Annotated in this window: 21 protein-coding genes and 1 pseudogene; 17 read left to right on the top strand and 5 right to left on the bottom strand. The window is 51.9% G+C overall.

Annotation, left to right across the window (positions count from 1 at the left end; translation table 11 throughout):
• Positions 1-17 precede the first annotated feature (17 nt).
• From atpD to glmS, 4 genes are all read left to right on the top strand, one after another.
• Complete coding sequence (atpD, locus tag QNH99_RS00335; RefSeq protein WP_063877771.1) at positions 18-1415, top strand: F0F1 ATP synthase subunit beta; 1398 nt, start codon at positions 18-20, stop codon at positions 1413-1415.
• Positions 1416-1439: 24 nt separating this feature from the next.
• Positions 1440-1859 (top strand): F0F1 ATP synthase subunit epsilon, encoded by a 420-nt coding sequence (locus QNH99_RS00330; RefSeq protein ID WP_013023936.1) that lies wholly within the window; start codon positions 1440-1442, stop codon positions 1857-1859.
• Positions 1860-2020: 161 nt separating this feature from the next.
• Complete coding sequence (glmU, locus tag QNH99_RS00325; protein ID WP_063877772.1) at positions 2021-3391, top strand: bifunctional UDP-N-acetylglucosamine diphosphorylase/glucosamine-1-phosphate N-acetyltransferase GlmU; 1371 nt, start codon at positions 2021-2023, stop codon at positions 3389-3391.
• A gap of 142 nt (positions 3392-3533) precedes the next feature.
• Positions 3534-5363 (top strand): glutamine--fructose-6-phosphate transaminase (isomerizing), encoded by a 1830-nt coding sequence (gene glmS, locus QNH99_RS00320; protein WP_063877773.1) that lies wholly within the window; start codon positions 3534-3536, stop codon positions 5361-5363.
• A gap of 43 nt (positions 5364-5406) precedes the next feature.
• Here the strand turns inward: glmS and QNH99_RS00315 are convergent, their stop codons facing one another.
• Complete coding sequence (locus tag QNH99_RS00315; protein WP_096012546.1) at positions 5407-5790, bottom strand: hypothetical protein; 384 nt, start codon at positions 5788-5790, stop codon at positions 5407-5409.
• Positions 5791-5966: 176 nt separating this feature from the next.
• Here QNH99_RS00315 and pstS point away from each other — a divergent pair, with 176 nt between their 5' ends.
• The 6 genes from pstS (at position 5967) to QNH99_RS00285 (ending at position 11866) form a co-directional block, all read left to right on the top strand.
• Entirely contained in the window at positions 5967-7010 is a 1044-nt protein-coding gene (gene pstS / locus QNH99_RS00310; RefSeq protein ID WP_063877775.1) for a phosphate ABC transporter substrate-binding protein PstS, read from the top strand.
• An 86-nt stretch (positions 7011-7096) separates the two neighbouring features.
• Positions 7097-8059 carry a phosphate ABC transporter permease PstC gene (gene pstC / locus QNH99_RS00305; protein WP_063877776.1) on the top strand — a complete coding sequence of 321 codons (963 nt, stop codon included), beginning with the start codon at positions 7097-7099 and terminating at the stop codon, positions 8057-8059.
• Entirely contained in the window at positions 8056-8946 is an 891-nt protein-coding gene (pstA, locus tag QNH99_RS00300; RefSeq protein ID WP_096012548.1) for a phosphate ABC transporter permease PstA, read from the top strand. The genes pstC and pstA overlap by 4 nt, the downstream gene beginning before the upstream one ends.
• 44 nt (positions 8947-8990) lie before the next feature.
• Positions 8991-9764, top strand: coding sequence for a phosphate ABC transporter ATP-binding protein PstB (pstB, locus tag QNH99_RS00295; protein WP_013023943.1), 774 nt, complete (start codon positions 8991-8993; stop codon positions 9762-9764).
• Between the two features lie 17 nt (positions 9765-9781).
• Entirely contained in the window at positions 9782-10516 is a 735-nt protein-coding gene (phoU, locus tag QNH99_RS00290) for a phosphate signaling complex protein PhoU (RefSeq protein ID WP_063877777.1), read from the top strand.
• 111 nt (positions 10517-10627) lie between these two features.
• On the top strand, positions 10628-11866 hold the full coding sequence (locus tag QNH99_RS00285) for an MFS transporter (protein ID WP_063877778.1): 1239 nt from the start codon (positions 10628-10630) through the stop codon (positions 11864-11866).
• A gap of 290 nt (positions 11867-12156) precedes the next feature.
• Here the strand turns inward: QNH99_RS00285 and xylB are convergent, their stop codons facing one another.
• Positions 12157-13602 (bottom strand): xylulokinase, encoded by a 1446-nt coding sequence (xylB, locus tag QNH99_RS00280; RefSeq protein ID WP_410517183.1) that lies wholly within the window; start codon positions 13600-13602, stop codon positions 12157-12159.
• Between the two features lie 17 nt (positions 13603-13619).
• Positions 13620-14942: a xylose isomerase gene (gene xylA, locus QNH99_RS00275; protein ID WP_256852969.1), complete on the bottom strand. Its 1323-nt coding sequence runs from the start codon at positions 14940-14942 to the stop codon at positions 13620-13622.
• A gap of 354 nt (positions 14943-15296) precedes the next feature.
• On the opposite strand from xylA, the gene xylF reads away from it, so the two are divergent.
• The 4 genes from xylF to xylR all read left to right on the top strand — a co-directional run bounded on the left by xylF (position 15297) and on the right by xylR (position 20279).
• The gene (gene xylF, locus QNH99_RS00270) at positions 15297-16289 is read left to right on the top strand and encodes a D-xylose ABC transporter substrate-binding protein (RefSeq protein ID WP_109717948.1); all 993 of its coding nucleotides are present in this window, start codon (positions 15297-15299) and stop codon (positions 16287-16289) included.
• A 26-nt stretch (positions 16290-16315) separates the two neighbouring features.
• A complete protein-coding gene (locus tag QNH99_RS00265; RefSeq protein ID WP_063877782.1) occupies positions 16316-17836 on the top strand; it encodes a xylose ABC transporter ATP-binding protein in 1521 nt (506 codons plus the stop codon).
• On the top strand, positions 17829-19010 hold the full coding sequence (gene xylH, locus QNH99_RS00260; protein WP_283379372.1) for a xylose ABC transporter permease XylH: 1182 nt from the start codon (positions 17829-17831) through the stop codon (positions 19008-19010). Before QNH99_RS00265 ends, xylH begins: the two co-directional genes overlap by 8 nt.
• Before the next feature lie 93 nt (positions 19011-19103).
• Entirely contained in the window at positions 19104-20279 is a 1176-nt protein-coding gene (gene xylR, locus QNH99_RS00255; protein ID WP_096012553.1) for a D-xylose utilization transcriptional activator XylR, read from the top strand.
• 97 nt (positions 20280-20376) lie between these two features.
• On the opposite strand, the gene QNH99_RS00250 is transcribed toward xylR, so the two are convergent.
• Both QNH99_RS00250 and QNH99_RS00245 read right to left on the bottom strand, forming a co-directional pair.
• On the bottom strand, positions 20377-21039 hold the full coding sequence (locus tag QNH99_RS00250; protein WP_410517182.1) for a RelA/SpoT domain-containing protein: 663 nt from the start codon (positions 21037-21039) through the stop codon (positions 20377-20379).
• Entirely contained in the window at positions 21036-22145 is a 1110-nt protein-coding gene (locus QNH99_RS00245) for a ParA family protein (RefSeq protein ID WP_410517181.1), read from the bottom strand. Before QNH99_RS00245 ends, QNH99_RS00250 begins: the two co-directional genes overlap by 4 nt.
• Before the next feature lie 353 nt (positions 22146-22498).
• Between QNH99_RS00245 and QNH99_RS00240 the strand changes: the two are divergent.
• The 3 genes and pseudogenes from QNH99_RS00240 (at position 22499) to QNH99_RS00230 (ending at position 25637) form a co-directional block, all read left to right on the top strand.
• Positions 22499-22894, top strand: a pseudogene (locus QNH99_RS00240) (GNAT family N-acetyltransferase).
• A 319-nt stretch (positions 22895-23213) separates the two neighbouring features.
• Entirely contained in the window at positions 23214-24311 is a 1098-nt protein-coding gene (locus QNH99_RS00235; protein ID WP_410517180.1) for an aldose 1-epimerase family protein, read from the top strand.
• A gap of 315 nt (positions 24312-24626) precedes the next feature.
• Positions 24627-25637, top strand: coding sequence for an autoinducer 2 ABC transporter substrate-binding protein (locus tag QNH99_RS00230; protein WP_109717946.1), 1011 nt, complete (start codon positions 24627-24629; stop codon positions 25635-25637).
• The last annotated feature ends 19 nt before the right edge of the window (positions 25638-25656 follow it).

Raw genomic sequence — 25656 nt, 5'->3', positions numbered from 1 at the left:
TAGGTAGAGGATTCAAGATGGCAGCTGGAAAGATTGTCCAGATTATCGGCGCCGTAGTTGACGTCGAATTCCCTCAGGATGCAGTACCGCAAGTGTACAGCGCTCTTGAGGTTATGAATGGTGATGCTCGTCTGGTGCTGGAAGTTCAGCAGCAGCTGGGTGGTGGCGTGGTTCGTACCATCGCCATGGGTACTTCTGACGGCCTGAAGCGCGGTCTGAACGTCACCGACCTGAAAAAACCGATCCAGGTACCGGTTGGTAAAGCAACCCTCGGCCGTATCATGAACGTGCTGGGCGAGCCTATCGACATGAAAGGCGACCTGAAAGAAGAAGACGGCAGCGTCGTAGAGGTCTCCTCTATTCACCGCCCTGCGCCTTCTTATGAAGATCAGTCTAACTCGCAGGAACTGCTGGAAACCGGCATCAAGGTTATCGACCTGATGTGTCCGTTCGCTAAGGGCGGTAAAGTCGGTCTGTTCGGTGGTGCGGGTGTAGGTAAAACCGTAAACATGATGGAGCTTATCCGTAACATCGCGGCTGAGCACTCAGGTTATTCGGTCTTTGCTGGCGTGGGTGAACGTACTCGTGAGGGTAACGACTTCTACCACGAAATGACTGACTCCAACGTTATCGATAAAGTCGCGCTGGTGTATGGCCAGATGAACGAGCCGCCGGGTAACCGTCTGCGCGTGGCGCTGACCGGTCTGACCATGGCGGAGAAATTCCGTGATGAAGGCCGTGACGTTCTGCTGTTCATCGACAACATCTACCGTTATACCCTGGCCGGTACGGAAGTATCAGCACTGCTGGGTCGTATGCCATCTGCGGTAGGTTATCAGCCAACGCTGGCAGAAGAGATGGGTGTGTTGCAGGAGCGTATTACCTCCACCAAGACAGGTTCAATCACCTCCGTACAGGCCGTTTACGTGCCAGCGGATGACTTGACTGACCCGTCACCAGCAACCACCTTTGCTCACTTAGACTCAACAGTCACCCTGAGCCGTCAGATCGCCTCTCTGGGTATCTACCCGGCAGTTGATCCGCTGGACTCCACCAGCCGTCAGCTGGACCCATTAGTTGTGGGTCAGGAGCACTATGACGTTGCACGTGGCGTACAGTCACTGCTGCAGCGTTATCAGGAACTGAAAGACATCATCGCCATCCTGGGTATGGACGAACTGTCTGAAGAAGACAAACTGCTGGTGGCACGTGCGCGTAAGATCCAGCGCTTCCTGTCTCAGCCGTTCTTCGTAGCAGAAGTGTTCACCGGTTCTCCAGGTAAATACGTGACGCTGAAAGACACCATCCGTGGCTTTAAAGGCATCATGGAAGGTGAATTTGACCACCTGCCAGAGCAGGCCTTCTACATGGTTGGCGCCATCGAAGAAGCGGTCGAAAAAGCGAAGAAACTGTAATAACGGTTTCCCAGGAGGAAAATTATGGCTATGACTTATCACCTGGATGTTGTCAGTGCAGAGAGCCAACTGTTCTCTGGTCTGGTGCAGAAAATTCAGGTGTCAGGTAGCGAAGGTGAACTGGGAATTTTTCCTGGTCACGCCCCGCTGCTGACTGCCATTAAGCCTGGAATGATCCGTATCGTGAAACAGCACGGCGAAGAGGAGTTTATTTACCTCTCTGGCGGCGTGCTGGAAGTGCAGCCTGGCAGCACCACTGTTCTGGCCGATACCGCGATCCGCGGTACCGATCTGGATGAAGCGCGTGCGCTGGAAGCAAAACGTAAAGCAGAAGAGCATATGAACAGCAGCCACGGCGACGTGGACTACGCTCAGGCCTCTGCGGAGCTGGCGAAAGCCATTGCGAAACTGCGCGTGATCGAGCTGACCAAAAAAGCGATGTAATCCGGCTTTATGCGTCACGAAATGCCAGCCCTTTGGGTTGGCATTTTTTTTGCCTGCCGTAGGGGTAACAGGATTCTGGCTAATTTCGGGACAAGAAAAATGTAGTAATCTCAGTGCTAAATCGTTTAACTTTCTTCAGTCTACAATCAGTCAGGATGGATATGTCTAACAGTGCGATGAGCGTGGTAATTCTTGCCGCTGGCAAGGGCACCCGTATGTATTCCGATCTGCCAAAAGTGTTGCATACGCTGGCAGGTAAACCGATGGTTCAGCACGTGATTGATGCCGCAAAAGGGCTGGGTGCACAGCAGGTGCACCTGGTATACGGACACGGCGGCGATCAACTCAAAGCAACGTTAACTGACAGCGCAGTCAACTGGGTGCTGCAGGCAGAGCAACTGGGTACGGGTCATGCTATGCAGCAGGCGGCCCCGCACTTTGCTGATGACGAAGACATCATGATGCTCTATGGTGACGTTCCGCTGATTTCTGAAGCCACCTTACAGCGTTTGCGCGAGGCTAAACCCGCGGGCGGTATCGGATTGTTAACGGTTGTACTGGATGACCCGACAGGTTACGGCCGCATCGTGCGTGAAAATGGCACCATCGTCGGTATTGTTGAGCAAAAAGATGCTAACCCTTCTCAGCTTACTATCAATGAAATTAATACCGGTATTCTGATCGCCAACGGCGGTGATCTTAAGCGCTGGCTGTCCAGGCTAAATAACAATAATGCCCAAGGCGAGTATTACATTACTGACATCATCGCATTAGCGCACGGTGAAGGTCGGGTAATTAATGCCGTCCATCCGGCCCGCAATAGCGAAACTGACGGCGTCAACAATCGCCTGCAACTGGCTACGCTTGAGCGTACTTATCAACACGAGCAGGCTGAAAAACTGCTGTTGGCTGGCGTTATGCTTCGCGATCCTGCACGTTTCGACCTGCGCGGAACGCTGCAGCACGGTCGGGATATTGAAATTGATACCAACGTCATTATTGAAGGCCAGGTGACGCTGGGCAACCGGGTTAAAATTGGCGCGGGCTGTATTATCAAAAACAGCGTTATCGGGGATGACTGTGATATCAGCCCTTATTCGGTGATCGAGGATGCAAATCTGGCCACTGACTGTACCGTAGGACCATTCGCGCGTCTGCGCCCGGGTAGTGAACTTGCTCAGGCTGCGCACGTGGGCAATTTTGTTGAGATGAAGAAAGCCCGTCTCGGCAAAGGGTCCAAAGCGGGTCACCTCTCTTACCTTGGCGATGCTGAGATTGGTGCCAATGTGAACATTGGCGCCGGGACAATCACCTGTAATTACGATGGTGCCAACAAATTTAAAACGATCATTGGCGATAACGTCTTTGTCGGATCGGACACGCAACTCGTTGCGCCGGTCACCGTGGCGGCAGGCGCAACGATTGCGGCAGGTACCACGGTGATGAAAGATATTTCCGGCGCTGATCTGGTCTATAACCGTAAAGAGCAGAATCACAAAGCCGACTGGCAGCGTCCGCAGAAGAAAAAATAATTTTTACGGCCCGTGTTAACGGGCCGCTGTAGTACCAAAACTATAATCCCCACTCTCTACAAGGCTCGGGGAACCGGCAAAGCCGGACTATCAGGTCATATGACAACGCAATGGCTTAACGCCATGAAGTCAGGAAATAACTATGTGTGGAATTGTTGGTGCAGTAGCACAACGTGATATCGCAGAAATTTTATTAGAAGGTTTACGCCGCCTGGAATACCGCGGTTATGACTCAGCCGGTCTGGCCGTCGTCGATCAGCAGGGGCACATAACGCGCCTGCGTCGCCTGGGTAAGGTGCAGATGCTGGCTGCTGCCGCAGAAGAACAGCCCCTGGTGGGTGGAACCGGTATTGCCCACACGCGCTGGGCAACGCATGGCGAGCCCTCAGAAGCCAACGCGCATCCGCACGTTTCTGAGCACATCGTTATCGTACATAACGGCATCATCGAAAACCATGAGCCTCTGCGCGAAGCGCTGATGGCTCAGGGTTATCACTTTGCCTCAGAAACCGATACTGAAGTCGTGGCGCATCTGGTCCATCTGGAACAGAAACAAGGTGGCTCGTTGCGTGAAGTCGTGCAGCGCGTGATCCCTCAACTGCGCGGTGCCTATGGCATGGTGATCATGGACAGCCGCGATCCGTCGCTGCTGGTAGCGGCCCGTTCCGGTAGTCCGCTGGTCATTGGGCGAGGTGTGGGCGAAAACTTTATCGCGTCTGACCAACTGGCACTGCTACCGGTCACCCGTCGCTTCATCTATCTGGAAGAGGGCGATATCGCTGAAGTGAGTCGCCGTGATGTCACCATTATTGATGGTGCCGGTAACCAGGTCCGTCGCGAAGAGATCGAATCCAGCGTGCAGTACGATGCCGGTGACAAAGGTCTGTATCGTCACTACATGCAGAAAGAGATTTACGAGCAGCCTAACGCGATTAAAAACACCTTAACCGGTCGTTTTAATCACGGCGAAGTGGATCTCAGCGAGCTCGGCCCGCATGCAGAAACGCTGCTCAGCAAAGTTGAGCATATCCAGATCATTGCCTGCGGTACGTCTTATAACTCAGGCATGGTTTCACGCTACTGGTTTGAAGCACTGGCTAATCTCCCTTGTGATGTCGAAATCGCGTCTGAATTCCGCTATCGCAAATCGGCGGTGCGTAAAAACAGCCTGCTGATTACGCTGTCTCAGTCGGGTGAAACTGCGGATACGCTGGCTGCGTTGCGCCTGTCAAAAGAGCTGGGTTATCTGGGATCGCTGGCTATCTGTAACGTCGCCGGTTCGTCCCTGGTACGAGAATCTGATCTGGCGCTGATGACCAAAGCGGGCACGGAAATTGGTGTCGCGTCGACCAAAGCCTTTACCACCCAGCTCACCGTGCTGCTGATGCTGGTGGCAAAACTGGGTCGCCTGAACGGTATGCCAGCGGAAAAAGAGCATGAGATTGTTCATGGTCTGCAGGCACTGCCAAGCCGCATTGAACAAATGCTGGCGCAGGATAAGCTGATTGAAGATCTGGCAGAAGATTTCTCTGATAAACATCATGCGCTGTTCCTGGGCCGTGGCGATCAATATCCGATTGCGATGGAAGGCGCGCTGAAGTTAAAAGAGATCTCTTATATTCATGCCGAGGCTTATGCTGCTGGTGAGCTCAAACACGGGCCGCTGGCGCTGATTGATGCCGATATGCCGGTTATCGTCGTGGCACCGAATAACGAGCTGTTAGAGAAGCTGAAATCGAATATCGAAGAAGTGCGCGCGCGCGGCGGTCTGCTGTACGTGTTTGCTGATGAAGATGCTGGTTTTAGCGACAGCGATGGAATGAAGATCATTCCCCTGCCGCACGTGGAAGAAGCGATTGCGCCTATCTTCTATACCGTGCCGCTGCAGCTGCTCTCCTATCACGTGGCCCTGATTAAAGGGACCGATGTGGATCAGCCGCGTAATCTGGCGAAATCGGTGACGGTCGAGTAATGCGTCTTACGCGTGAATCCCTGGCGGGATTCACGCGTTTCTTTTATTTAATTTTGCTGCTGACTTGCTCAAGTGCGCGCTGCTGATCGCTGATTTTGCGGTTAGCCTCATCGAGTGAACGTTGCAGGTTAGTGATCACATCTTCATTTTTGCTTAGCTTTTGTGAGAGCGTATTGAGGGTATCAGTCTGGTTTTCTTGCGTTTTTATTAACGCTTGTACTTGCTTCTTCGTTTCACTCACATCCTCAGCATTGACAGACGCTTGTCTGACCGCGCCACTACTGTCAATTGTGGCCAGAGTGCCTCTGTTATCTGTCATTGCAAAAGATTCATTCGAATGAATCTGCGGTACGTCGTACGCATGGGCGCTGGCCAGCGTACAGAGGAGGACAACATTGCATACCAGAAGCTTCTTCATAAATGTCATTGAACATGTCCTTTTCAATAGTGGGCTTGTAAAAATGAGCAATAAGTGTGTCTGTCATATAACTGTAATATTAACTACATTTTTCTGTCACTAAACTGTCCTATTTTCCCTCCTGCAGCAATCACTGACTCTTACTAAAAAGGCATTGAGCCTGAATTTTCTCCCCTGGAGGGAACATGACACTGATGCGTAGCACCGTAGCCCGAATCCTTGCCGCCTCTTTTGCCGTTAGCGCGGTTTCTGCCTTTGCAGCCACCGATCTGACGGGTGCGGGCGGGACTTTCCCGGCGCCGGTTTATGCCAAGTGGGCAGCAGAATATCAGCAAGCCACCGGTAGCAAAATCAACTATCAGGGCATTGGTTCATCTGGCGGTGTAAAACAAATTATCGCCAAAACCGTTGATTTCGGTGCGTCTGATGCGCCTATGAAAGACGAAGATTTGCAGAAAAATGGCCTGTTTCAGTTCCCAACCGTGATCGGTGGTGTGGTGCTGGCGGTTAACCTGCCGGGCATCAAATCAGGTCAACTGACGCTGGACGGTAAAACCGTTGGCGACATCTATCTGGGTAACATCAAAAAGTGGAACGATCCTGCGATTGTTAAACTGAACCCAGGCGTGAAACTGCCAGACACTAACATCAACGTGGTACGCCGCGCGGATGGTTCCGGTACCTCTTTCGTGTTCACCAGCTATCTGGCAAAAGTGAACGAAGAGTGGAACAGCAAAATTGGTAAGGGCAATACTGTTAACTGGCCAACCGGTCTGGGCGGTAAAGGTAACGACGGCGTCGCCGCCTTCGTACAGCGTCTGCCAGGCTCAATCGGCTACGTTGAATATGCTTATGCCAAACAAAATAATCTGACCTACACCAGGCTGGTGGATGCGGATGGTAAAGCGGTTGCGCCAAGCGAAACCAGCTTCTCTAACGCGGCGAAAGGCGCGGACTGGAGCAAATCTTTTGCTCAGGACCTGACTTTCCAGAAAGGCAACGACGCATGGCCAATCACCTCAACCACGTTTATCCTGATTTACAAAGACCAGGCTAACGCGGCGAAAGGTGCCGAAGTGCTGAAATTCTTCGACTGGGCTTACAAAGACGGCGGCAAAACGGCAAACGCGCTGGATTATGCCACCCTGCCTGACAGCGTAGTTCAGCAGATCCGCGCTGCATGGAAAGCCAATATCAAAGACAGTTCAGGTAAAGCGCTTTATAAGTAAGTGAATGACCCTGGCCAGACCGACGTCTGGTCAGCCTTCAGGGGCGGCGTCTGCCGCCCTGATAACTTCTGAGGACTGAGACTTCTATGGCTGCAACGAAGTCGGCATTCAAAGCCCCAGGCAAGCAAGGCGACAGAATTTTCGGTGCACTGGTAAAACTCGCTGCGCTGATCGTCCTGTTACTGATGGGCGGCATCATTGTCTCCCTGATCTTCTCTTCCTGGCCAAGCATACAGAAATTTGGTTTCGCGTTTTTGTGGACCAAAACCTGGGACGCCCCTAACGAACAATTTGGTGCGCTGGTACCGATTTACGGTACGCTCGTCACCTCAATTATTGCCCTGATTATTGCGGTACCGGTCAGTTTCGGTATTGCGCTTTTCCTTACTGAACTCGCACCAGGCTGGTTACGTCGTCCACTGGGTACCGCCATTGAGCTGTTAGCGGCGATCCCCAGCATTGTTTACGGCATGTGGGGCTTATTTGTTTTTGCGCCACTGTTCGCACAGTACTTCCAGACGCCGGTTGGCGATGTGATGTCGGGCATTCCTGTCATTGGCGAGCTGTTTTCTGGCCCCGCATTTGGTATCGGTATCCTGGCCGCAGGCGTTATCCTGGCCATCATGATCATCCCGTATATCGCCTCGGTAATGCGTGACGTGTTTGAACAGACGCCGGTGATGATGAAAGAGTCGGCTTATGGCATTGGCTGCACGACCTGGGAAGTGATTTGGCGCATTGTTCTGCCCTTCACTAAAAATGGGGTGATCGGCGGTGTCATGCTCGGTCTGGGACGTGCACTGGGTGAAACCATGGCCGTGACCTTTATTATCGGTAACACCTACCAGTTAGACAGCGCCTCGCTGTTTATGCCTGGCAACAGTATCACCTCAGCGCTGGCGAACGAATTCGCTGAAGCAGAGTCAGGCGTACACGTTGCGGCCCTGATGGAGCTGGGCCTGATTCTGTTTGTTATCACCTTTATCGTGCTGGCGATTTCAAAGTTAATGATTATGCGGCTGGCCAAAAGTGAAGGAACGCGATCATGACAACGATGGAAGTGCAGGCTCGCGCAGAACTGGAAGCGTCACGTCGTAAGATGCAGTCATGGCGCAGTACCAAGAATAAAATTGCGCTGACGATGTCGTTACTGACCATGGCTTTTGGCCTGTTCTGGTTAGTGTGGATTCTGTTTACTACGGTAAGCCGTGGCATCGATGGTTTGTCATGGTCGCTGTTTACGGAGTCCACTCCGCCGCCAAACACCGCGGGTGGTGGCTTAGCCAACGCCCTGGCAGGAAGTGGTTTACTGATTTTCTGGTCTACCTTCTTCGGTACGCCGCTGGGCATTATGGCCGGCGTTTATCTGGCGGAATACGGACGCAAATCAGCACTGGCAGAAGTGATTCGTTTTATTAATGACATTCTGCTGTCAGCACCGTCGATTGTGGTTGGCCTGTTTGTCTACACCATCGTCGTGGCGCAAATGCACCACTTCTCCGGCTGGGCGGGCGTGATTGCGCTGGCGCTGCTGCAGGTTCCGATAGTGATTCGAACCACGGAAAACATGTTGCGACTGGTACCAGACAGCATGCGCGAAGCCGCCTATGCGTTGGGTACGCCGAAATGGAAGATGATCTCGGCTATTACGCTTAAAGCGTCGGTTTCCGGCATCATCACCGGTGTGCTGTTAGCGATTGCCCGTATCGCTGGTGAAACCGCGCCGCTGCTGTTTACTGCGCTGTCGAATCAGTTCTGGAGCACCGACATGATGCAGCCCGTGGCTAACCTCCCGGTCACCATATTTAAATTCGCCATGAGCCCGTTTGCCGAGTGGCAAAATCTGGCCTGGGCTGGCGTACTGATTATTACCCTGTGCGTGCTGCTGCTGAATATCGTAGCAAGAGTTGTTTTCGCCAAGGGCAAACACGGTTAACTACCGACACTGCCCTGCGCGGTGTTGATTAAGAGAGAAAAACAATGAGTACTGCGACTGCATCAGCCGGAAAAATCGAGGTTCGTAATCTGAATTTCTATTACGGCAAGTTTCACGCTCTGAAAAATATCAACCTGGATATTGCTAAAAACCAGGTCACGGCGTTTATTGGGCCATCAGGCTGTGGTAAGTCCACCCTGCTGCGCACTTTCAACAAAATGTATTCGCTCTATCCGGATCAGCGAGCAGAGGGTGATATTCTGCTGGATGGCGACAATATTCTGGCGTCGCATCAGGATATCGCACTGTTGCGCGCCCGGGTTGGCATGGTATTCCAGAAGCCGACGCCTTTCCCGATGTCGATTTATGACAATATCGCTTTCGGCGTGCGCCTGTTCGAGAAGCTGTCTCGTGCCGACATGGATGAGCGCGTGCAGTGGGCGCTGACCAAAGCGGCCCTGTGGAACGAAACCAAAGACAAGCTGCACCAGAGTGGCTACAGCCTGTCTGGTGGACAGCAGCAGCGTCTGTGCATTGCCCGCGGCATCGCTATCCGTCCGGAAGTGCTGCTGCTGGATGAGCCATGCTCTGCACTGGACCCCATTTCTACCGGCCGTATCGAAGAATTAATTACCGAACTGAAGCAGGATTACACGGTGGTGATCGTGACCCATAACATGCAGCAGGCTGCACGTTGTTCCGATCACACGGCGTTTATGTATCTGGGCGAACTGATTGAGTTCAGCGACACTGACACGCTGTTCACCAAGCCGGCACAGAAACAAACAGAAGACTACATCACAGGTCGCTACGGCTGATTCGACAGGAGATCGCCATGGACAGTTTAAATCTGAATAAACACATCTCCGGTCAGTTCAATGCTGAGCTGGAGCACATACGCACTCAGGTGATGATCATGGGCGGGCTGGTCGAACAGCAACTGACCGATGCGATCACCGCGATGCATAATCTGGACGGTGATCTGGCCCAGCGTGTCATTGATGGCGACCAGAAGGTCAACATGATGGAAGTGGAGATTGATGAGGCCTGCGTCCGCATCATCGCCAAACGTCAGCCTACCGCTATCGACCTGCGCCTGGTGATGGCAATTATCAAGACCATTTCCGAGCTGGAACGCATTGGCGATGTGGCCGAGAAAATCAGCCGTACCGCACTGGAGAAGTTTGGTCAGCAACATCTGCCGCTGCTGGTTAGCCTGGAATCCCTGGGCCGCCACACCGTACAGATGCTGCATGACGTGCTGGACGCGTTTGCGCGTATGGATCTTAACGAAGCCGTTCAGATCTACCGCGAAGACAAAAAAGTGGATAAAGAGTACGAAGGTATTGTGCGTCAGTTGATGACTTACATGATGGAAGATCCGCGTACCATCCCCAGTGTATTAACGGCACTGTTCTGCGCCCGCGCCATTGAGCGTATCGGTGACCGCTGCCAGAACATCTGCGAAATCATTTTCTACTTCGTTAAAGGACAGGATTTCCGTCATGTCGGCGGTGACAGGCTTGATGAGCTGTTATCCGGCGACGACGGCAGCAATAAGCCGTCTTGATCCTGGGCAACCGTGTGCGATTCCGGCACACGGTTGCGGCTATTCTGCATAGACCCCATCATCGTAGCTCTTTATACTTGCGCCAGTTTTTTAACCAACGGGTGCTGACTCATGTCCTCTTCTTCCCCTTCTAAACAGAGCATTACGCCTGCTAAAGCGATGCTGGCCGCCATCAGTGGTTATGCCATGGATGGATTCGACCTGCTTATTCTGGGGTTTATGCTGCCCGCGATTAGCTTGTCTCTGGCACTTGATCCCTCCCAGGCCGGTTCACTGGTGACCTGGACGCTGATTGGTGCCGTAATTGGCGGCATTGTGTTTGGTCATCTCAGCGATCGCTATGGTCGTATTCGTGTGTTAACGCTCACCATTTTGATGTTTTCCCTTTTTACCGGTCTGTGTGCGGTGGCTCAGGGGTACTGGGATCTGCTGGCCTATCGCACGCTGGCGGGAATGGGGCTTGGCGGTGAGTTTGGCATCGGCATGGCGCTGATTGCGGAAGCCTGGCCGGCAGAGAAACGCAACCGCGCCTCGGCGTGGGTCGGGATCGGCTGGCAACTGGGTGTTCTGCTGGCGGCATTTATCACGCCACCGCTGCTGAGTGTCATTGGCTGGCGCGGGATGTTCCTGGTGGGACTGCTGCCCGCGCTGGTGTCGTTTGTCATTCGCCGCAGTATGGGCGAGCCTGAGAGCTTTACCCGTCAGATCCAACATGTTCCCTCACTGTCCTTTCCCGCCCGACTGAAACTGCTGTTTAAAGACCGCGCCACCAGTAAAGCCAGCCTGGGGATTTTTATTCTCTGCTCCGTCCAGAACTTCGGTTATTACGGCCTGATGATCTGGATGCCGAGCTACCTCTCCTCAAATTTTGGTTTTAGTCTGACGAAATCCGGCATCTGGACGGCGGTCACTGTCGTAGGTATGACATTCGGGATTTGGTTGTTTGGCGTGCTGGCAGATCGCTTTGCGCGCTGGAAAATTTTCCTGCTATATCAGTTCGGCGCAGTTGTGATGGTGGTGGTTTATGCGCAACTGCGCGATCCCACTGTTATGCTGTTTACGGGCGCGCTGATGGGGCTGTTTGTTAACGGCATGATCGGCGGTTACGGAGCATTAATCTCGGATACCTTTCCACCGCAGGTGCGCGCCACCGCGCAAAATGTGTTGTTTAACCTGGGACGTGGCGTCGGTGGGTTTGGCCCGCTGGTTATTGGCCTGCTGGCAGGCAAGTTCTCTTTTGTGGCGGCCATTACCTTACTGGCGCTTATCTACCTGCTGGATATTGTGGCAACGCTGTTCCTGCTGCCGAAGAAGCAGAGCCAGGACGATGCACTGGGGGCAATTGGCTAAGTAACCTGACTGACGTAAACCGGCCTCACAAAGAAGCCGGTTTACGTGGTGATCCAGGGCGATACCAGATGCACCTCTCGCCATTTCAACTTTCAGGCTACTTTTTCGCATGAATCGCGCGATTTGCATCGTTGGTCGCGCAGGGTCAGATTCTGCTGCAACAACCTTTATGAACCCTCAGGAAATGATGAGGGCAAGATAGCCCGACAGTGCCACTGTGGCAGATTGTTGTGAGCATGACGGGAGACATCGCTCAAATAAAAGGGCAACGTCGTTGCCCTCGGGTTGGATTACTGCTGCATCAACGGCAGCAGTTGCTGATACAGCCGGCTGAACGTCTCACGTCTCGGCTGATAGTGCGCATGACGCGCCGGGTTGGGCTGGTGGCGCTGCACCTGCTTCAGGGCAGGCACGGTCAGATTCTCATCCAGCGCCATTTGCGCCAGACGTGCAGCGCCCAGTGCGGGTCCGACATCGCCGCCTTCGCAGTAATCCAGCGTCTGTCCGCTGATATCGGCCAGCATCTGTCGCCAGTAACCGCTTCGGGCACCGCCGCCAATCAGCATGATGCTGCTGGGCGTGACGCCGCAGTCGTGTACCACATCCATCCCTTCGGCCAGTGCAAACCCCACGCCTTCCAGCACCGCCCGCGCCAGTTCGGGTCGTCCATGCTGGTGGGTAAAGCCAAAGAAGCTGCCGCAGGCGTGCGGATTATTATGCGGGGTGCGTTCTCCCGACAGATAAGGCAAAAACCACAGCGACGGCGCATCCTGTTTTGCCCGCTCTGCCTCCGCCAGCAGATGCGGAACATCGTCACAGCCGGTCAGCGCAGCCGCCCAGTCAAGGCAGGACGCGGCACTGAGCATCACGGACATCAGATGCCAGCGCTGCGGCAGAGCGTGGCAAAAGCTGTGAACAGCACGTTGCGGATTACTGAGATAGCCGTCGCTGACGACAAAATAAACCCCGGATGTCCCCAGCGACAGCATGCCTTGTCCCGGCGATGTCATGCCGACGCCAACTGCACCTGCCGCATTATCACCACCGCCCGCCACCAGGGGCACCTGCGGCAGTGTCCAGCGCTGTGCAATAGCCGCCGACAAGGTACCGGTAATCTGATTACCTTCAAACAGCGCAGGCATCTGGCGTCGTTCCAGCCCGCAGGCTGCCAGCATCACATCGCTCCAGTCACGCTTTTCTACGTCCAGCCACATTGTGCCCGCCGCATCCGACATATCGCTGGCAAATTCGCCGCTCAGCCGCCAGCGTAGGTAATCTTTGGGCAACAGCACTTTTGCGACCTGAGCAAAGACGTCAGGTTCATGCTCTTTTACCCACAGCAGCTTTGGCGCAGTGAAACCCGGCATCATCAGGTTGCCGGTGATCTGACGCGATTCAGGCACGCGCTGCTCCAGCGTATGGCACTGATCGCCGCTGCGCCCGTCATTCCAGAGAATGGCCGGGCGCAACACCTGATGTTGTGCACCAAGCAGCGTAGCACCGTGCATTTGCCCGGTCAGGCCAATCGCTTTTACGCCACTCAGGTCATGCTGGTGGGCCAGGGCCTGTACGGCGCGGTCCGTGGCCAGCCACCAGCTTTCGGGATCTTGTTCGCTCCACAACGGATGCGGGCGGGAAACCGTCAAGGGGGAGGTTTCCACTGCCACAACCTGCCCGTGTTCATCCAGCAGCACCACCTTGACGCCGGATGTGCCGATATCGATCCCGATTACCATGTCGCGCTCCTTACGGATTAAAAGTCATAAAGATAGTGATTCACCAGGTTTTCCAGCTGTTCCTGGCGTCCACTGTTGTGCTGCGGATTAAACTGCTGCTGATGTGCATGAGCCGCCAGCGCATCCAGCGAGAATTCACCTTTCAAAATCTGCTGACCAAATTCGCCGTTCCAGCCGCTGTAGCGCTGTGCTACGCGTTTATCCAGCTCACCGTCAGCTAGCATGCGTGCCGCCACTTTCAGCGCCAGCGCCATGGTGTCCATCGCGCCGATATGGCCATGGAACAGGTCATATTTATCGGTGCTCTGACGGCGTACTTTGGCATCAAAGTTTAGGCCGCCGGTAGTGAAACCGCCTGCTTTGATGATTTCGTACATCACCAATGCGTTTTCTTCCACGCTGACCGGGAACTGGTCTGTATCCCAGCCGCACTGCGGATCGCCACGGTTAGCATCCACCGAACCAAACACGCCAAGGGCAATTGCCGTCGCAATTTCATGATGGAAAGAGTGGCCGGCCAGCGTCGCATGGTTCGCTTCGACGTTCACCTTAATCTCTTTTTCCAGACCAAACTGCTTCAGGAAGCCATAAACCGTGGCCACATCATAATCATACTGGTGTTTGGTGGGTTCCTGCGGCTTAGGTTCGATCAGCAGCGTGCCCTGGAATCCGATTTTGTGCTTGTGCTCAACCACCATCTGCATAAAGCGGCCGATTTGCTCGCGCTCCTGGCGCAGGTCAGTATTTAACAGGGTTTCGTATCCTTCGCGACCGCCCCACAGCACATAGTTTTCGCCGCCCAGCGTCTGGGTCGCTTTCATGGCACTGCATACCTGGCTGGCTGCCCAGGAAAAGACTTCCGGATCGGGACTGGTCGCAGCACCTGCACCGTAGCGCGGATGCGTAAAGCAGTTCGCCGTGCCCCACAGCAGTTTAATTCCGGTTTCCTGCTGTTTTTCCTGCAGTTTATCGGTCATGACGGCCAGGTTTTCGCGATAGCTTTTCAGCGAATCCCCTTCTGGTGACACGTCTACATCGTGGAAGCAGTAATAGGGCACATTCAGTTTGTGAAAAAACTCAAACGCCACGTCCGCTTTCAGTTTTGCCAGATCCAGCGCTTCGCCCGTTTTTTGCCACGGACGATCAAACGCGCCCGCGCCAAACATATCCGCACCGTTCCAGCAGAACGTATGCCAGTAACAGGCGGCGAAGCGCAGATGCTCGGCCATGGTTTTACCCATGATCACTTCATCCGGATTGTAATGGCGGAACGCCAGGGGATTGGTGGTTTTTGTTCCTTCGTAGCGAACGCGATCAAGCTGGTCAAAATAAGCGTGCATGGTTGGCTCCTTAGCATCGGCCCCGAATGGGTTACCCAGAAGCGTTATTGTGCGTACCCGCTCTCAGCGCGCTCAATTACGATATTTCACACAGCCAGTAAGATAATTATTTATTGTGCACTTGCTCGCAAAAAAATATGAAGGCTTTATGACGCCTGACAGGTTTTATGTCGCGATCGGCGAGTCTGAAAATGTAAAATTTTCGATCGCGCTCAAAAATACAGAAATAAACCAAAAAACGTAATAGCGGGATAAAAATCAGTAATTGCTGGCAGCTGAAAATAAGGTGAACAATTCATCCGCCTGGTTCATAGCCTTACAACGACAATAACCGTTCCCTACAGGATGACCATGATGAAAATGAAACCTGCATTACTCGCTGCCTTTGCGGCGCTGGCCCTGTTCAGTCAGGCCAGTCTGGCAAAAGAAGTCAAAATCGGTATGGCAATCGATGATTTACGCCTGGAGCGCTGGCAAAAAGACCGTGACATCTTTGTTAAACAGGCTGAGGCGCAAGGCGCAAAAGTATTTGTGCAGTCAGCCAATGGCAACGAAGAAACCCAGATGTCGCAAATAGAAAATATGATCAACCGCGGCGTTGATGTGCTGGTTATCATTCCCTACAACGGTCAGGTATTAAGTAACGTGGTGGCAGAAGCCAAACGTGAAGGGATTAAAGTGCTGGCCTATGACCGTATGATAAATAACGCCGATATCGACTTTTATATTTCCTTTGATAATGAAAAAGTGGGTGAAATGCAGGCGGAAAGTCTGGTGAAAAAGGTGCCAAAAGGAAATTACTTCCTGATGGGCGGATCACCTGTAGACAATAACGCGCGCCTGTTCCGCGAAGGGCAGATGAAGGTGTTAAAACCCTATATCGATAACGGCAGCATTAAAATCGTCGGCGACCAGTGGGTTGATGCCTGGCTACCGGAAAACGCGCTGAAGATCATGGAAAACGCCCTGACTGCCAATAAAAACAATATCGATGCGGTTGTCGCCTCTAACGATGCCACCGCGGGCGGCGCGATTCAGGCGCTGAGTGCTCAGGGGCTGGCCGGTAAAGTCGCTATTTCCGGGCAGGACGCGGATCTGGCCGCCATCAAGCGCATTATGAACGGCACCCAGACCATGACCGTGTACAAACCCATCAAAGAACTGGCTACCGAAGCCGCGAAGATTGCCATCGAGCTGGGCAATGGTCAGACGCCAGCCAGCAATGCCAAACTCAACAACGGCCTGAAAGATGTGCCAGCGCGCCTGCTGACACCGATTGAGGTGAACAAAGACAACATTGACAGCACCGTGGTGAAAGACGGTTTCCACAAGAAAAGCGAACTCTAATCGCGCTACGCGAAGGAGAGTAAACGATGTTGCTGGAAATGAAGAACATCACCAAGCGCTTTGGCGCGGTGAAGGCGCTGGATAACGTCAGCCTGCAGCTGGATGCGGGTGAAGTGCTATCGTTGTGCGGTGAAAACGGATCGGGCAAATCAACGTTGATGAAAATCCTGTGCGGACTCTATCCGCACGGGGATTTCGACGGGCAGATCCACTTTGCCGGGGACGCTATTCAGGCGCAGACCATTCGCGATACCGAGCGCAAAGGTATTGTGATTATCCACCAGGAGCTGGCGCTGGTGCGGCAACTTACGGTGATGGAGAACATCTTTCTCGGCGCAGAGCTGGGGCGCTTCGGCATGGTGGATGATGAAACCATGACGCTGCGCTGCCAGCAGCTGCTGGAGCGCGTCAAACTCAACGTCTCCCCGGATACGCGCGTGGGCGAACTGGGCCTTGGGCAACAACAGCTGGTGGAGATTGCCCGTGCCCTTAACAAGCAGGTGCGCCTGCTTATCCTGGATGAGCCCACCTCTTCGCTGACCGAGCAGGAGACGACAGTGCTGCTCAGCATCATCCAGAACCTGCGCGAACATGGCATTGCCTGCGTGTATATCTCGCACAAGCTCAACGAAGTGAAGGCTATCTCGGACACGATCTGTGTCATTCGCGATGGTCAGCACATTGCCACCCGACCCGCAGCGGGCCTGAGTGAGGATGACATCATCACCATGATGGTCGGACGCGAACTCACGGCGCTTTATCCCCATTCGCCCCACGAGATTGGCGACACGGTGTTGCAGGTCGATAACCTGACGGCCTGGCATCCGGTTAACCGTCACGTGAAGCGGGTAAACAACGTCTCTTTTACCCTGCGAAAGGGGGAAATCCTCGGCATTGCCGGATTAGTGGGCGCGGGTCGAACGGAAACCGTGCAGTGCCTGTTTGGCGTCTGGCCCGGCCGCTGGCAAGGGGAGATAGCGATTCACGGCAAAAAAGTCACGATTCGCGACTGCCAGCACGCCATCGCGCACGGCATTGCCATGGTGCCGGAAGATCGTAAAAAAGACGGCATCGTGCCACTGATGGGCGTAGGCAAAAACATCACGCTGGCCGCGCTGGACCAGTTCAGTCATCGGCTTTCCACCATTGATGAGGCCGAAGAACTGCACGCCATCAACGCCGCCATTGCACGACTGCGGGTGAAAACCTCTTCGCCTGAGCTGCCGATTGGTCGCCTCAGCGGCGGCAATCAGCAAAAAGCGATTCTGGCGAAGTGCCTGCTGCTCAACCCAAAAATCCTGATTCTGGACGAGCCGACGCGCGGCATTGATGTTGGGGCGCGCCAGGAGATCTATGTGCTGATCAACGCCCTGGTACAGCAGGGCATCTCGGTGATTGTGATTTCGTCTGAGCTGCCTGAAGTGCTGGGCCTGAGCGATCGCATTCTGGTTATGCATGAAGGGCAAATCAAAGCCGATCTGATTAACGACAATCTGACTCAGGAGCAGGTGATGGAAGCCGCCCTACGGAGTGAACATTATGCTTAACAGCGAGAGTAAACCTGCCGTAGCGGCACCAGCTAACAAGCACGTATCCAGCAAGCTCGGCCTGCGTAACCTGCAGGTGTTGGTGATGCTGGGGGCGATTGTCTTGATTGCACTGTTCTTTACGTGGACGACCGACGGTGCCTGGCTCAGCCCGCGCAACGTCTCTAACCTGCTGCGCCAGACGGCGATCACCGGCATTCTGGCGGTGGGCATGGTGTTTGTAATTATCTCCGCCGAGATCGATCTGTCCGTCGGCTCCATGATGGGGCTGTTGGGCGGCGCGGCGGCAATCTTTGACGTCTGGCTGGGCTGGCCGCTGCCGCTGACTATCGTGGTCACGCTGGTGCTGGGGCTGTTGCTCGGCACCTGGAACGGCTGGTGGGTGGCTTACCGCAAGGTGCCATCATTTATTGTGACCCTGGCCGGCATGCTGGCGTTTCGCGGCATTCTGGTGGGCATCACCAATGGCACCACCGTGGCCCCAACGAGCCCGGCGATGTCGCAGATTGGGCAAAGTTATCTGCCCGGCGGTATCGGTTTTGGCTTTGGTGTTGCGGGCCTGGCGCTGTTTATTCTGTGGCAGTGGCGCCTACGACTGCGTCGTCAGCAACTGGGTCTGGCTCAACCTGCCGCCTCCGGCACCGTAGCACGACAGGCCATTACCGCCGTTCTGGTACTGGGCGCGATCTGGCTGCTGAACGACTATCGTGGCGTACCGACACCGGTTCTGTTGCTGGCATTGCTGCTGCTGGTGGGGATGTTTATGGCCACTCGCACTGCCTTTGGACGCCGTATCTATGCCATTGGCGGCAACATTGATGCCGCGCGGCTCTCCGGTATTAACGTGGCGCGCACCAAGCTGGCGGTGTTTGCCATCAACGGCCTGATGGTGGCGATTGCCGGGCTGATCCTCAGCTCGCGGCTCGGCGCGGGTTCCCCTTCCGCCGGGAACATTGCCGAGCTGGATGCCATTGCGGCCTGCGTGATTGGCGGCACCAGCCTGGCGGGTGGCGTGGGGTCGGTAGCGGGCGCCGTGATGGGCGCGTTTATCATGGCCTCACTGGACAACGGTATGAGCATGATGGATGTGCCGACCTTCTGGCAGTACATCGTCAAAGGGGCCATTTTACTGTTAGCGGTGTGGATGGATACCGCCACGCGTCGCCGCCTGTAATCGTGTGAACGATCACACTGTGGCGCAAACCATTTCTGTGGCGCATCCAGCTGTGTTATGCAATGCGCTGGGAGTTAAAGGGACTGTGCCACTATGCATGAAAAACGATACCGCATTACCCTGCTGTTTAACGCCAACAAGGTTTACGATCGTCAGGTAGTAGAAGGCGTTGGCGAGTATTTACAGGCTTCGCAGACCAACTGGGATATTTTCATTGAGGAGGACTTCCGTTGCCGCATTGATAATATTCAGGAATGGCTGGGTGACGGGGTTATTGCGGATTATGACGATAGTTCGATTCAGCGCTCTCTGGCCGACGTGGCTGTGCCGATTGTCGGCGTGGGCGGTTCGTATCACAGGGAAGAAGACTATCCACCAGTGCACTATATTGCCACCGATAACACTGCGCTGGTGGAAAGCGCCTTTCTGCATCTGAAAGAGCGCGGCATCAACCGTTTCGCCTTTTACGGTTTACCGGCCTCCAGCGGTAAACGCTGGGCGCAGGAGCGTGAACTGGCGTTTCGCAAAATGGTGATGCGCGAGCGTTACATGGGCGTGGTCTATCAGGGCATGGAGACTGCCTCTGAGAACTGGCAGCACGCACAAAACCGTCTGGCCGACTGGCTGCAAACGCTTCCTCCCCATACCGGCATTATCGCCGTTACCGACGCCCGTGCGCGCCATCTGCTGCAGGCCTGCGAATACCTGAAGATTCCGGTGCCGGAGAAGCTGTGCGTCATCGGAATCGATAACGAAGAGCTGACGCGTTACCTGTCCCGCGTGGCGCTGTCCTCAGTCGTTCAGGGATCGCGGCAGATGGGTTACCAGGCCGCTAAACTGCTGCATCGCCTGCTCGATCAACAATCTCTGCCGTTACAGCGCATCTTAGTGCCGCCGGTAAAAGTCATTGCCCGCCGTTCCACCGATTTCCGTTCGTTGCACGATCCCGCTGTCATTCAGGCGATGCACTTTATCCGCTTCAACGCCTGCAAGGGCATCAAGGTTGAGCAGGTGCTGGATGCCATTGGCATGTCGCGCTCAAACCTGGAGAAGCGTTTCCGGGATGAAACTGGCGATACGATTCACGCCATGATCCACCGCGAGAAGCTGGAGAAGGCCAGGGAACTGCTGGCGGGTTCGTCGCTGAGTATCAATGAGATCTCCCAGATGTGCGGCTATCCGTCGTTGCAGTATTTCTATTCGGTGTTTAAGAAGAGCTATGCCACGACGCCGAAGGAGTACCGCCAGGAGAATGGCGAGGTGGTTTGAGATTTGTGAAACTTTTAATTTTTTTCGACTAATTAAAATAATTCCAACCTTTTTTTAAAAATAAAATAAGTGCAGTTGATTACTGCACTTATTTGATTTACAAACCTTCATGTATCTTAAATATGGAGTGTGACATTCTAGTACCTGCTCCAACAATCCTTGCGAAAACTTTAAGCTGTTCTTTAATAACCATATCTTTGCTTTCAATAGGATAATTTACAGTGTGATCAATCTCGCCCCATACCTCTTCAAAAAGTGTCCTCACTTGAACTTCACATGTTAATTTACTTTCAGCATTAGCTTTAAAAACGTAATGTACGCTTGTATAAAAACTTTCTTTTTGTTCAGTATGAATCAACTTTTTTCGGAAAAAATCCGCATATTCTGGATCCCAAGTGTAAGCTTTAGGATCCTCATACAACGATAAATCACCATCATTTACATATTTCATTAATTGATCGTGGATTAATTCAAACTGTCCTTGATGCAAATGAAGGATTCTTATTCCTACAATATCAGTTATCACATCCATTACATTGTTTTTAGTTATTAATGGTTTTTTTTCTTTCCTGTTTTTTTTATTCTTTCTGCTTATTTTTTCGTCAAGATGTTCTAAGTCTTTTGTCCTTCTTTTAAAGGAGTGGACATTTTCTAATAATACGGGATTCCTATTCAAATAAGAAATTATTCTGTCAGAAAATATCTCATATTCATGCATTTTGTTTTTTATGACGCTTACGATCTTTTCGTTTTTCATCATTTTTTTACCTCGTCCAATCTTTTTAATAAGGCTTTAGAAAATGAAGAGTACATTTTTTTTGTTTCTAAATATTCTTCTCTCCTGCCATTGATCGTACTTCTGTCTTTAGAATCTGTTACAGAATCGCTGGAAGGTAATAACCACATTGGTTTTTTGTATTTCTGAGCGTTGGCTGGCATAGTAGCATGACCATATATAATTGATTTTCCACCAATAAATTCTTTTATTTTTGATTTTGTCATCGGTGAATAACACTCTTCAGGAATGTAATCAAGTATTTTTTTCGGTAGTTTTTCAGCCCAATTAAAGTGAGCTTTAGCAATTTTTAAAGGATTAGAAGCATCCTCTCTTTTTTTTGCATTGTAGATTGTATAGCCTAAAAGTTTAACGAACTTATTCGGTAATTGTTGCTTTTTGGAGTCTGGAAGTAATGAAAGCATTGTATCAAAATCTTTTTTCCAAGTTTTTAAAGCGTTACCTATATTTTTTATCCCGTAACCTGAAAACATATCAGGTGCGCAAGGAATTAAAAAACCATCAGAATTAGATATTATTACTTTGTTTAATATGCCTAAGCTAGGAGATGTATCAATTAATATAATATCGAAACCCAACTTTTCTGAATATATTTTACAAATCCTTCTTATGGCAGTAACCACCCTAAGGGCTTGAGGATCTCCAAGGAATGCCTCACTCCATTGCTTAGATAACTTATTTTCGAATAGATGAAGTGTCAATCTTCCAGGAATTAGATAAAGGTTTTCACTAACCCTAATACTGGGAGGTATGTTTTCTTCCTCTGATTGACCATCTTCAGAGGGTTTTAGCATATAGTGAATAGATCTTGGGGAACTGTGTATTGAATTGAACTTCTCTGGCGTAGATTGAATTTTTGCTTTTTCATAGTCCTCAATAAAATCATCTTCATCGTCCCATATCTTTTCAATCTCTTCGTCATTTAACGCAAATAAGCTTAAGTTTGATTGAGGATCAAGATCAATCATTAGCGTCTTCTTACCTGATTCAGACAAAGCACATGCTAAATGATAGGTTAATGTTGATTTTCCAACACCGCCTTTGTTATTAAAAATAGCTACAGATGTCATTTAAATCCCTCTATAAATTGAATTTAACTTTAAAAAATGATTTTATTTACGATTGTTAATTTAATATGGGTTAATCTTGCAATCCTCCTTAAAAAATTTACTAAAATGCCATCTACTTACAACTATCAGTGTTTCAGAACAGTTCATTCTCAAAAATATGTTCTAACTAGTACTTTTGAGCTGTCAAATTTTCTCATTTGGTTACGTATAAAATAGATTATGTTGTAAATATAGGATATCTAGCATACGTAAGAGAATGACGTGAAGCCACAAAATATTGGAAAAACTTAAGATTCTCTAATGATACTAACTATAGAGTAGTTTGTCATTACCCGCATTTACAATATCCCTGCCTGGCTAATCCTCTAGAAGGTGATCTGCATTTTTATCAACAGGAGCTGGAGGACGCCGTCACCTTATCCACCTGACGGAGAATACAGTCGCCCGAATCAGCGTTAATGTGTTGGCTGGCCGAATTTGATGGCAAGGTGACGGGCTTCGTGGCCTGCGTGATACATGAAGGCACATGGTTTACACAGCCCGTATGCTATCTGGAAGATCTCTTCGTTGAAGAAAATGCGCGTGGCGTGGGAGCGGGAAAAGCGCTCATCATGAGGGTCTGCGATGAAGCCCGTGAGGCGGGCTGGGCAAAGGTGTACTGGGTGACAAATGAAAATAACCCCGCGCGTAAACTCTACGACAAGCTAGCCCAGGTTGATGATGTTGTTCGCTACAACATCAGGTTCTGAAAACCGACCTCTCAGCACCCTCCCAATCGTACAAGATACTGCCCTTATTAAAATAATCAGGGCAGAGATTAATAACCTCTCTCCCTTTTTATTGGAATCTGCCAATAATAAAAATAATCTGTGATAAATATCTCAATATTATAGTATTAAGATTCATTGCGACCCTTATTCATTTTTCCTCTGTTTTCAACGGCGCAGAAAGGCTTCTCCAACGGCTGGTATCCCGAAAATCGAAAAAGCCCATTGAAATAAAATGGGGCCGATCACAATATGAATGGGTTTACTAAACAATAACAATCAGTAAATTCCGAGGCCGATTATGCAACGCACTCTGTCACCTACAGTCTTCCAGCTTCACAAGTCTTTTTTCCGTACTCAACCCCTGGAGATCGTCAATGCTGCGGGATGCAGCGCGGAACTTTTTATCTATGAATCAGGCATTGAGGCCGTGCGGCTGAAAAACGCCTGTGGCTATCTGGTGGTGCTCCCTTACTATGGACAGATGATCTGGCAGGCCATGTTTGATGGCGTCGACCTGACAATGCAAAGCCGTTTTACCGAGCCGCGTCCTGCCAGCGACATTGTTGGAACCTATGGCTGCTTTATGTATCACTCCGGGCTGCTGCGCAACGGTAACCCAACAGCGGAAGACAACCATGCCCTGCACGGTGAAATGCCCATCGCACCGATGCAGCGGGCGCGCATTGAAACTGGCGAGGATGCGCAAGGGCCCTGGCTGGCGCTGGTGAGCGAGCGCGAGTACCTGATGGGGTTTGGCGACCATTATCTGGCCCAGCCTCGGGTGGTTATCCGTCCGGACAGCGCCACCTTTGAGGTATGCATGGCGGTAGAGAACTTATCGCTCAACGCCATGGACCTGATGTACATGTGCCATGCCAACTTTGCCTATGTTGAAGGTGCACGCATCATTCAGCCCGCTGCTTTTACCGCGGCCGACACGGTTATCCGTTCGTCAGTGCCCGCCATCGTGAAAGCGAATGATGCCTATCTGGCAAGGCTTAAGCAGCTTAAGCAAGATCCCGCCAGCACAGAAGTCATCACTGCCGAGTTGCAGCCCGATCCCGAACTGGTTTTCTACATTAAAAATCTGCGTAAAGCGCAGGATGGCCATGTGCACGTCATGCTACGTCGGCCGGACGGCGATGCTTTTACGGTGAACTACAACCCCGACAATTTCCCCTTTCTGACACGCTGGATTCTGGCAAACCCTATGCAGAAGGTGTGCGCTTTTGCGATGCCGGCGACCTGCGGCGTTGAAGGCTATCAGGCCGAAAAACGGGCCGGGCATGTACGGTCACTGGCTGGCGGGGAAAAGGCCTTTTTCAGCATGACGCTCGGCTATCTTAATGCGCAGGAAAGCCAGCACGAAGAGGCACTGATCCGTGCGTCGGTGTGATCGGCACACCGTAATTGTTAATGGAATGTGTGAGCTTTATCAAAGAAGAGATCTTTATTGGCATCAGGTAATTTACTTTACTTTTCTTTTCAGTAAATTCGGTGCTGCACCCGGACAATTTATGCGGTTTGTTTTGGGAAACGGGAAAAAAAGATTAACCGGCTGAACGGTTTATTTTCTCATTTTTATTAATACGAATACCCAGTGTTCAGAAATGATTATTTATCTGCTGTTTTATTGCTGGCAGCGGCATCTTTATATCAATTTCTGGCAAGAGAAAATCTCATCATATTAATGATAACCAGGGGTAGTAAAATGAATCGCCGCAATCTAATTAAAATGTTAAGCATCTCTACGCTGTTATCGGTCTCTGTGAGTTTAGCGTTTCCCATGTCCGCGCTGGCCTCCGAAACCAAAACCATGGTGACGGTGGTCAAAGAAGCCGGTGTGCCCTGGTTCAACATCCTTAATCAGGGACTCAAAGAGGGCGGAGAAAAAAATAATCTTAAAACCTCTATGGTGGGGCCCACGCGTGCCGATCCTGCGCAGCAGGTGAAACTGATTGAAGATCTGATCGCCAAGAAAGTCGATGTGATTGGTCTGGTACCGCTCGATACCAAAGTGACGGCGCAGGTGGTGAAGCGCGCGCGTGACGCGGGCATCATGGTGATCACGCAGGAAGGCCCTAACCAGGAAGGCAAAACCTGGGATGTGGAGCTGATGAGCGCGAAAGCCTACGGTGAAGCACAGATGAAAGCCCTGGCGCGTGAAATGGGTGAAAAAGGCGAATACGTCGTGCTGGTCGGCACGTTAACCACCACCGGTCATAATCAGTGGGCCGATGCCGCGATCGCGTATCAAAAAGAGCACTACCCGAATATGAAACTGGCCGCCGACCGCTTTCCTGGCGCGGACTTTATCGATGAATCCGAACGCGTTACTCAGGATATCCTGAAAGCGCATCCGAACGTGACAGGCATTATGTCGATGGGCTCGAACGGGCCAATCGGGGCGGGCAACGTGCTGAAGAAACGCCATCTGGAGAAAAAAATCGCCCTGGTGGGCACCACTATTCCCTCACAGGCGCGCGCATACATTATGTCTGGCGTGATTCGTGAAGGTTTCCTGTGGAGTCCAAAAGAAGCCGGACTGGCGATGACCGATGTCGCACGCCTGGCGCTGGATAACGCGGAATTTAAAACCGGCATGACCATCCCTGGGCTGGGTGAAGCCACCGTGGATAACGAAAACAAAGTGATCATGGTGGATCGCATCCTCCAAATCACCAAAGCCAACGTCAACGATCTCGTCAAGCTCGGCCTGTAAGTCACACCATCAATGTTGC

The sequence above is a fragment of the Pantoea allii genome, from assembly GCF_046529425.1.
Classification (GTDB): Bacteria; Pseudomonadota; Gammaproteobacteria; order Enterobacterales; family Enterobacteriaceae; genus Pantoea; species Pantoea allii.
Note: the sequence above shows the minus strand (reverse complement) of the source record. Positions and strands in the feature narration are given on the sequence as shown.

Excerpts from the sequence above, each read along its gene's own strand:
- atpD (WP_063877771.1), top strand. The coding sequence starts at position 18 with ATGGCAGCTGGAAAGATTGTCCAGATTATCGGCGCCGTAGTTGACGTC.
- QNH99_RS00330 (WP_013023936.1), top strand. The coding sequence starts at position 1,440 with ATGGCTATGACTTATCACCTGGATGTTGTCAGTGCAGAGAGCCAACTG.
- glmU (WP_063877772.1), top strand. The coding sequence starts at position 2,021 with ATGTCTAACAGTGCGATGAGCGTGGTAATTCTTGCCGCTGGCAAGGGC.
- glmS (WP_063877773.1), top strand. The coding sequence starts at position 3,534 with ATGTGTGGAATTGTTGGTGCAGTAGCACAACGTGATATCGCAGAAATT.
- QNH99_RS00315 (WP_096012546.1), bottom strand. The coding sequence starts at position 5,790 with ATGACATTTATGAAGAAGCTTCTGGTATGCAATGTTGTCCTCCTCTGT.
- pstS (WP_063877775.1), top strand. The coding sequence starts at position 5,967 with ATGACACTGATGCGTAGCACCGTAGCCCGAATCCTTGCCGCCTCTTTT.
- pstC (WP_063877776.1), top strand. The coding sequence starts at position 7,097 with ATGGCTGCAACGAAGTCGGCATTCAAAGCCCCAGGCAAGCAAGGCGAC.
- pstA (WP_096012548.1), top strand. The coding sequence starts at position 8,056 with ATGACAACGATGGAAGTGCAGGCTCGCGCAGAACTGGAAGCGTCACGT.
- pstB (WP_013023943.1), top strand. The coding sequence starts at position 8,991 with ATGAGTACTGCGACTGCATCAGCCGGAAAAATCGAGGTTCGTAATCTG.
- phoU (WP_063877777.1), top strand. The coding sequence starts at position 9,782 with ATGGACAGTTTAAATCTGAATAAACACATCTCCGGTCAGTTCAATGCT.
- QNH99_RS00285 (WP_063877778.1), top strand. The coding sequence starts at position 10,628 with ATGTCCTCTTCTTCCCCTTCTAAACAGAGCATTACGCCTGCTAAAGCG.
- xylB (WP_410517183.1), bottom strand. The coding sequence starts at position 13,602 with ATGGTAATCGGGATCGATATCGGCACATCCGGCGTCAAGGTGGTGCTG.
- xylA (WP_256852969.1), bottom strand. The coding sequence starts at position 14,942 with ATGCACGCTTATTTTGACCAGCTTGATCGCGTTCGCTACGAAGGAACA.
- xylF (WP_109717948.1), top strand. The coding sequence starts at position 15,297 with ATGAAAATGAAACCTGCATTACTCGCTGCCTTTGCGGCGCTGGCCCTG.
- QNH99_RS00265 (WP_063877782.1), top strand. The coding sequence starts at position 16,316 with ATGTTGCTGGAAATGAAGAACATCACCAAGCGCTTTGGCGCGGTGAAG.
- xylH (WP_283379372.1), top strand. The coding sequence starts at position 17,829 with ATGCTTAACAGCGAGAGTAAACCTGCCGTAGCGGCACCAGCTAACAAG.
- xylR (WP_096012553.1), top strand. The coding sequence starts at position 19,104 with ATGCATGAAAAACGATACCGCATTACCCTGCTGTTTAACGCCAACAAG.
- QNH99_RS00250 (WP_410517182.1), bottom strand. The coding sequence starts at position 21,039 with ATGATGAAAAACGAAAAGATCGTAAGCGTCATAAAAAACAAAATGCAT.
- QNH99_RS00245 (WP_410517181.1), bottom strand. The coding sequence starts at position 22,145 with ATGACATCTGTAGCTATTTTTAATAACAAAGGCGGTGTTGGAAAATCA.
- QNH99_RS00235 (WP_410517180.1), top strand. The coding sequence starts at position 23,214 with ATGCAACGCACTCTGTCACCTACAGTCTTCCAGCTTCACAAGTCTTTT.
- QNH99_RS00230 (WP_109717946.1), top strand. The coding sequence starts at position 24,627 with ATGAATCGCCGCAATCTAATTAAAATGTTAAGCATCTCTACGCTGTTA.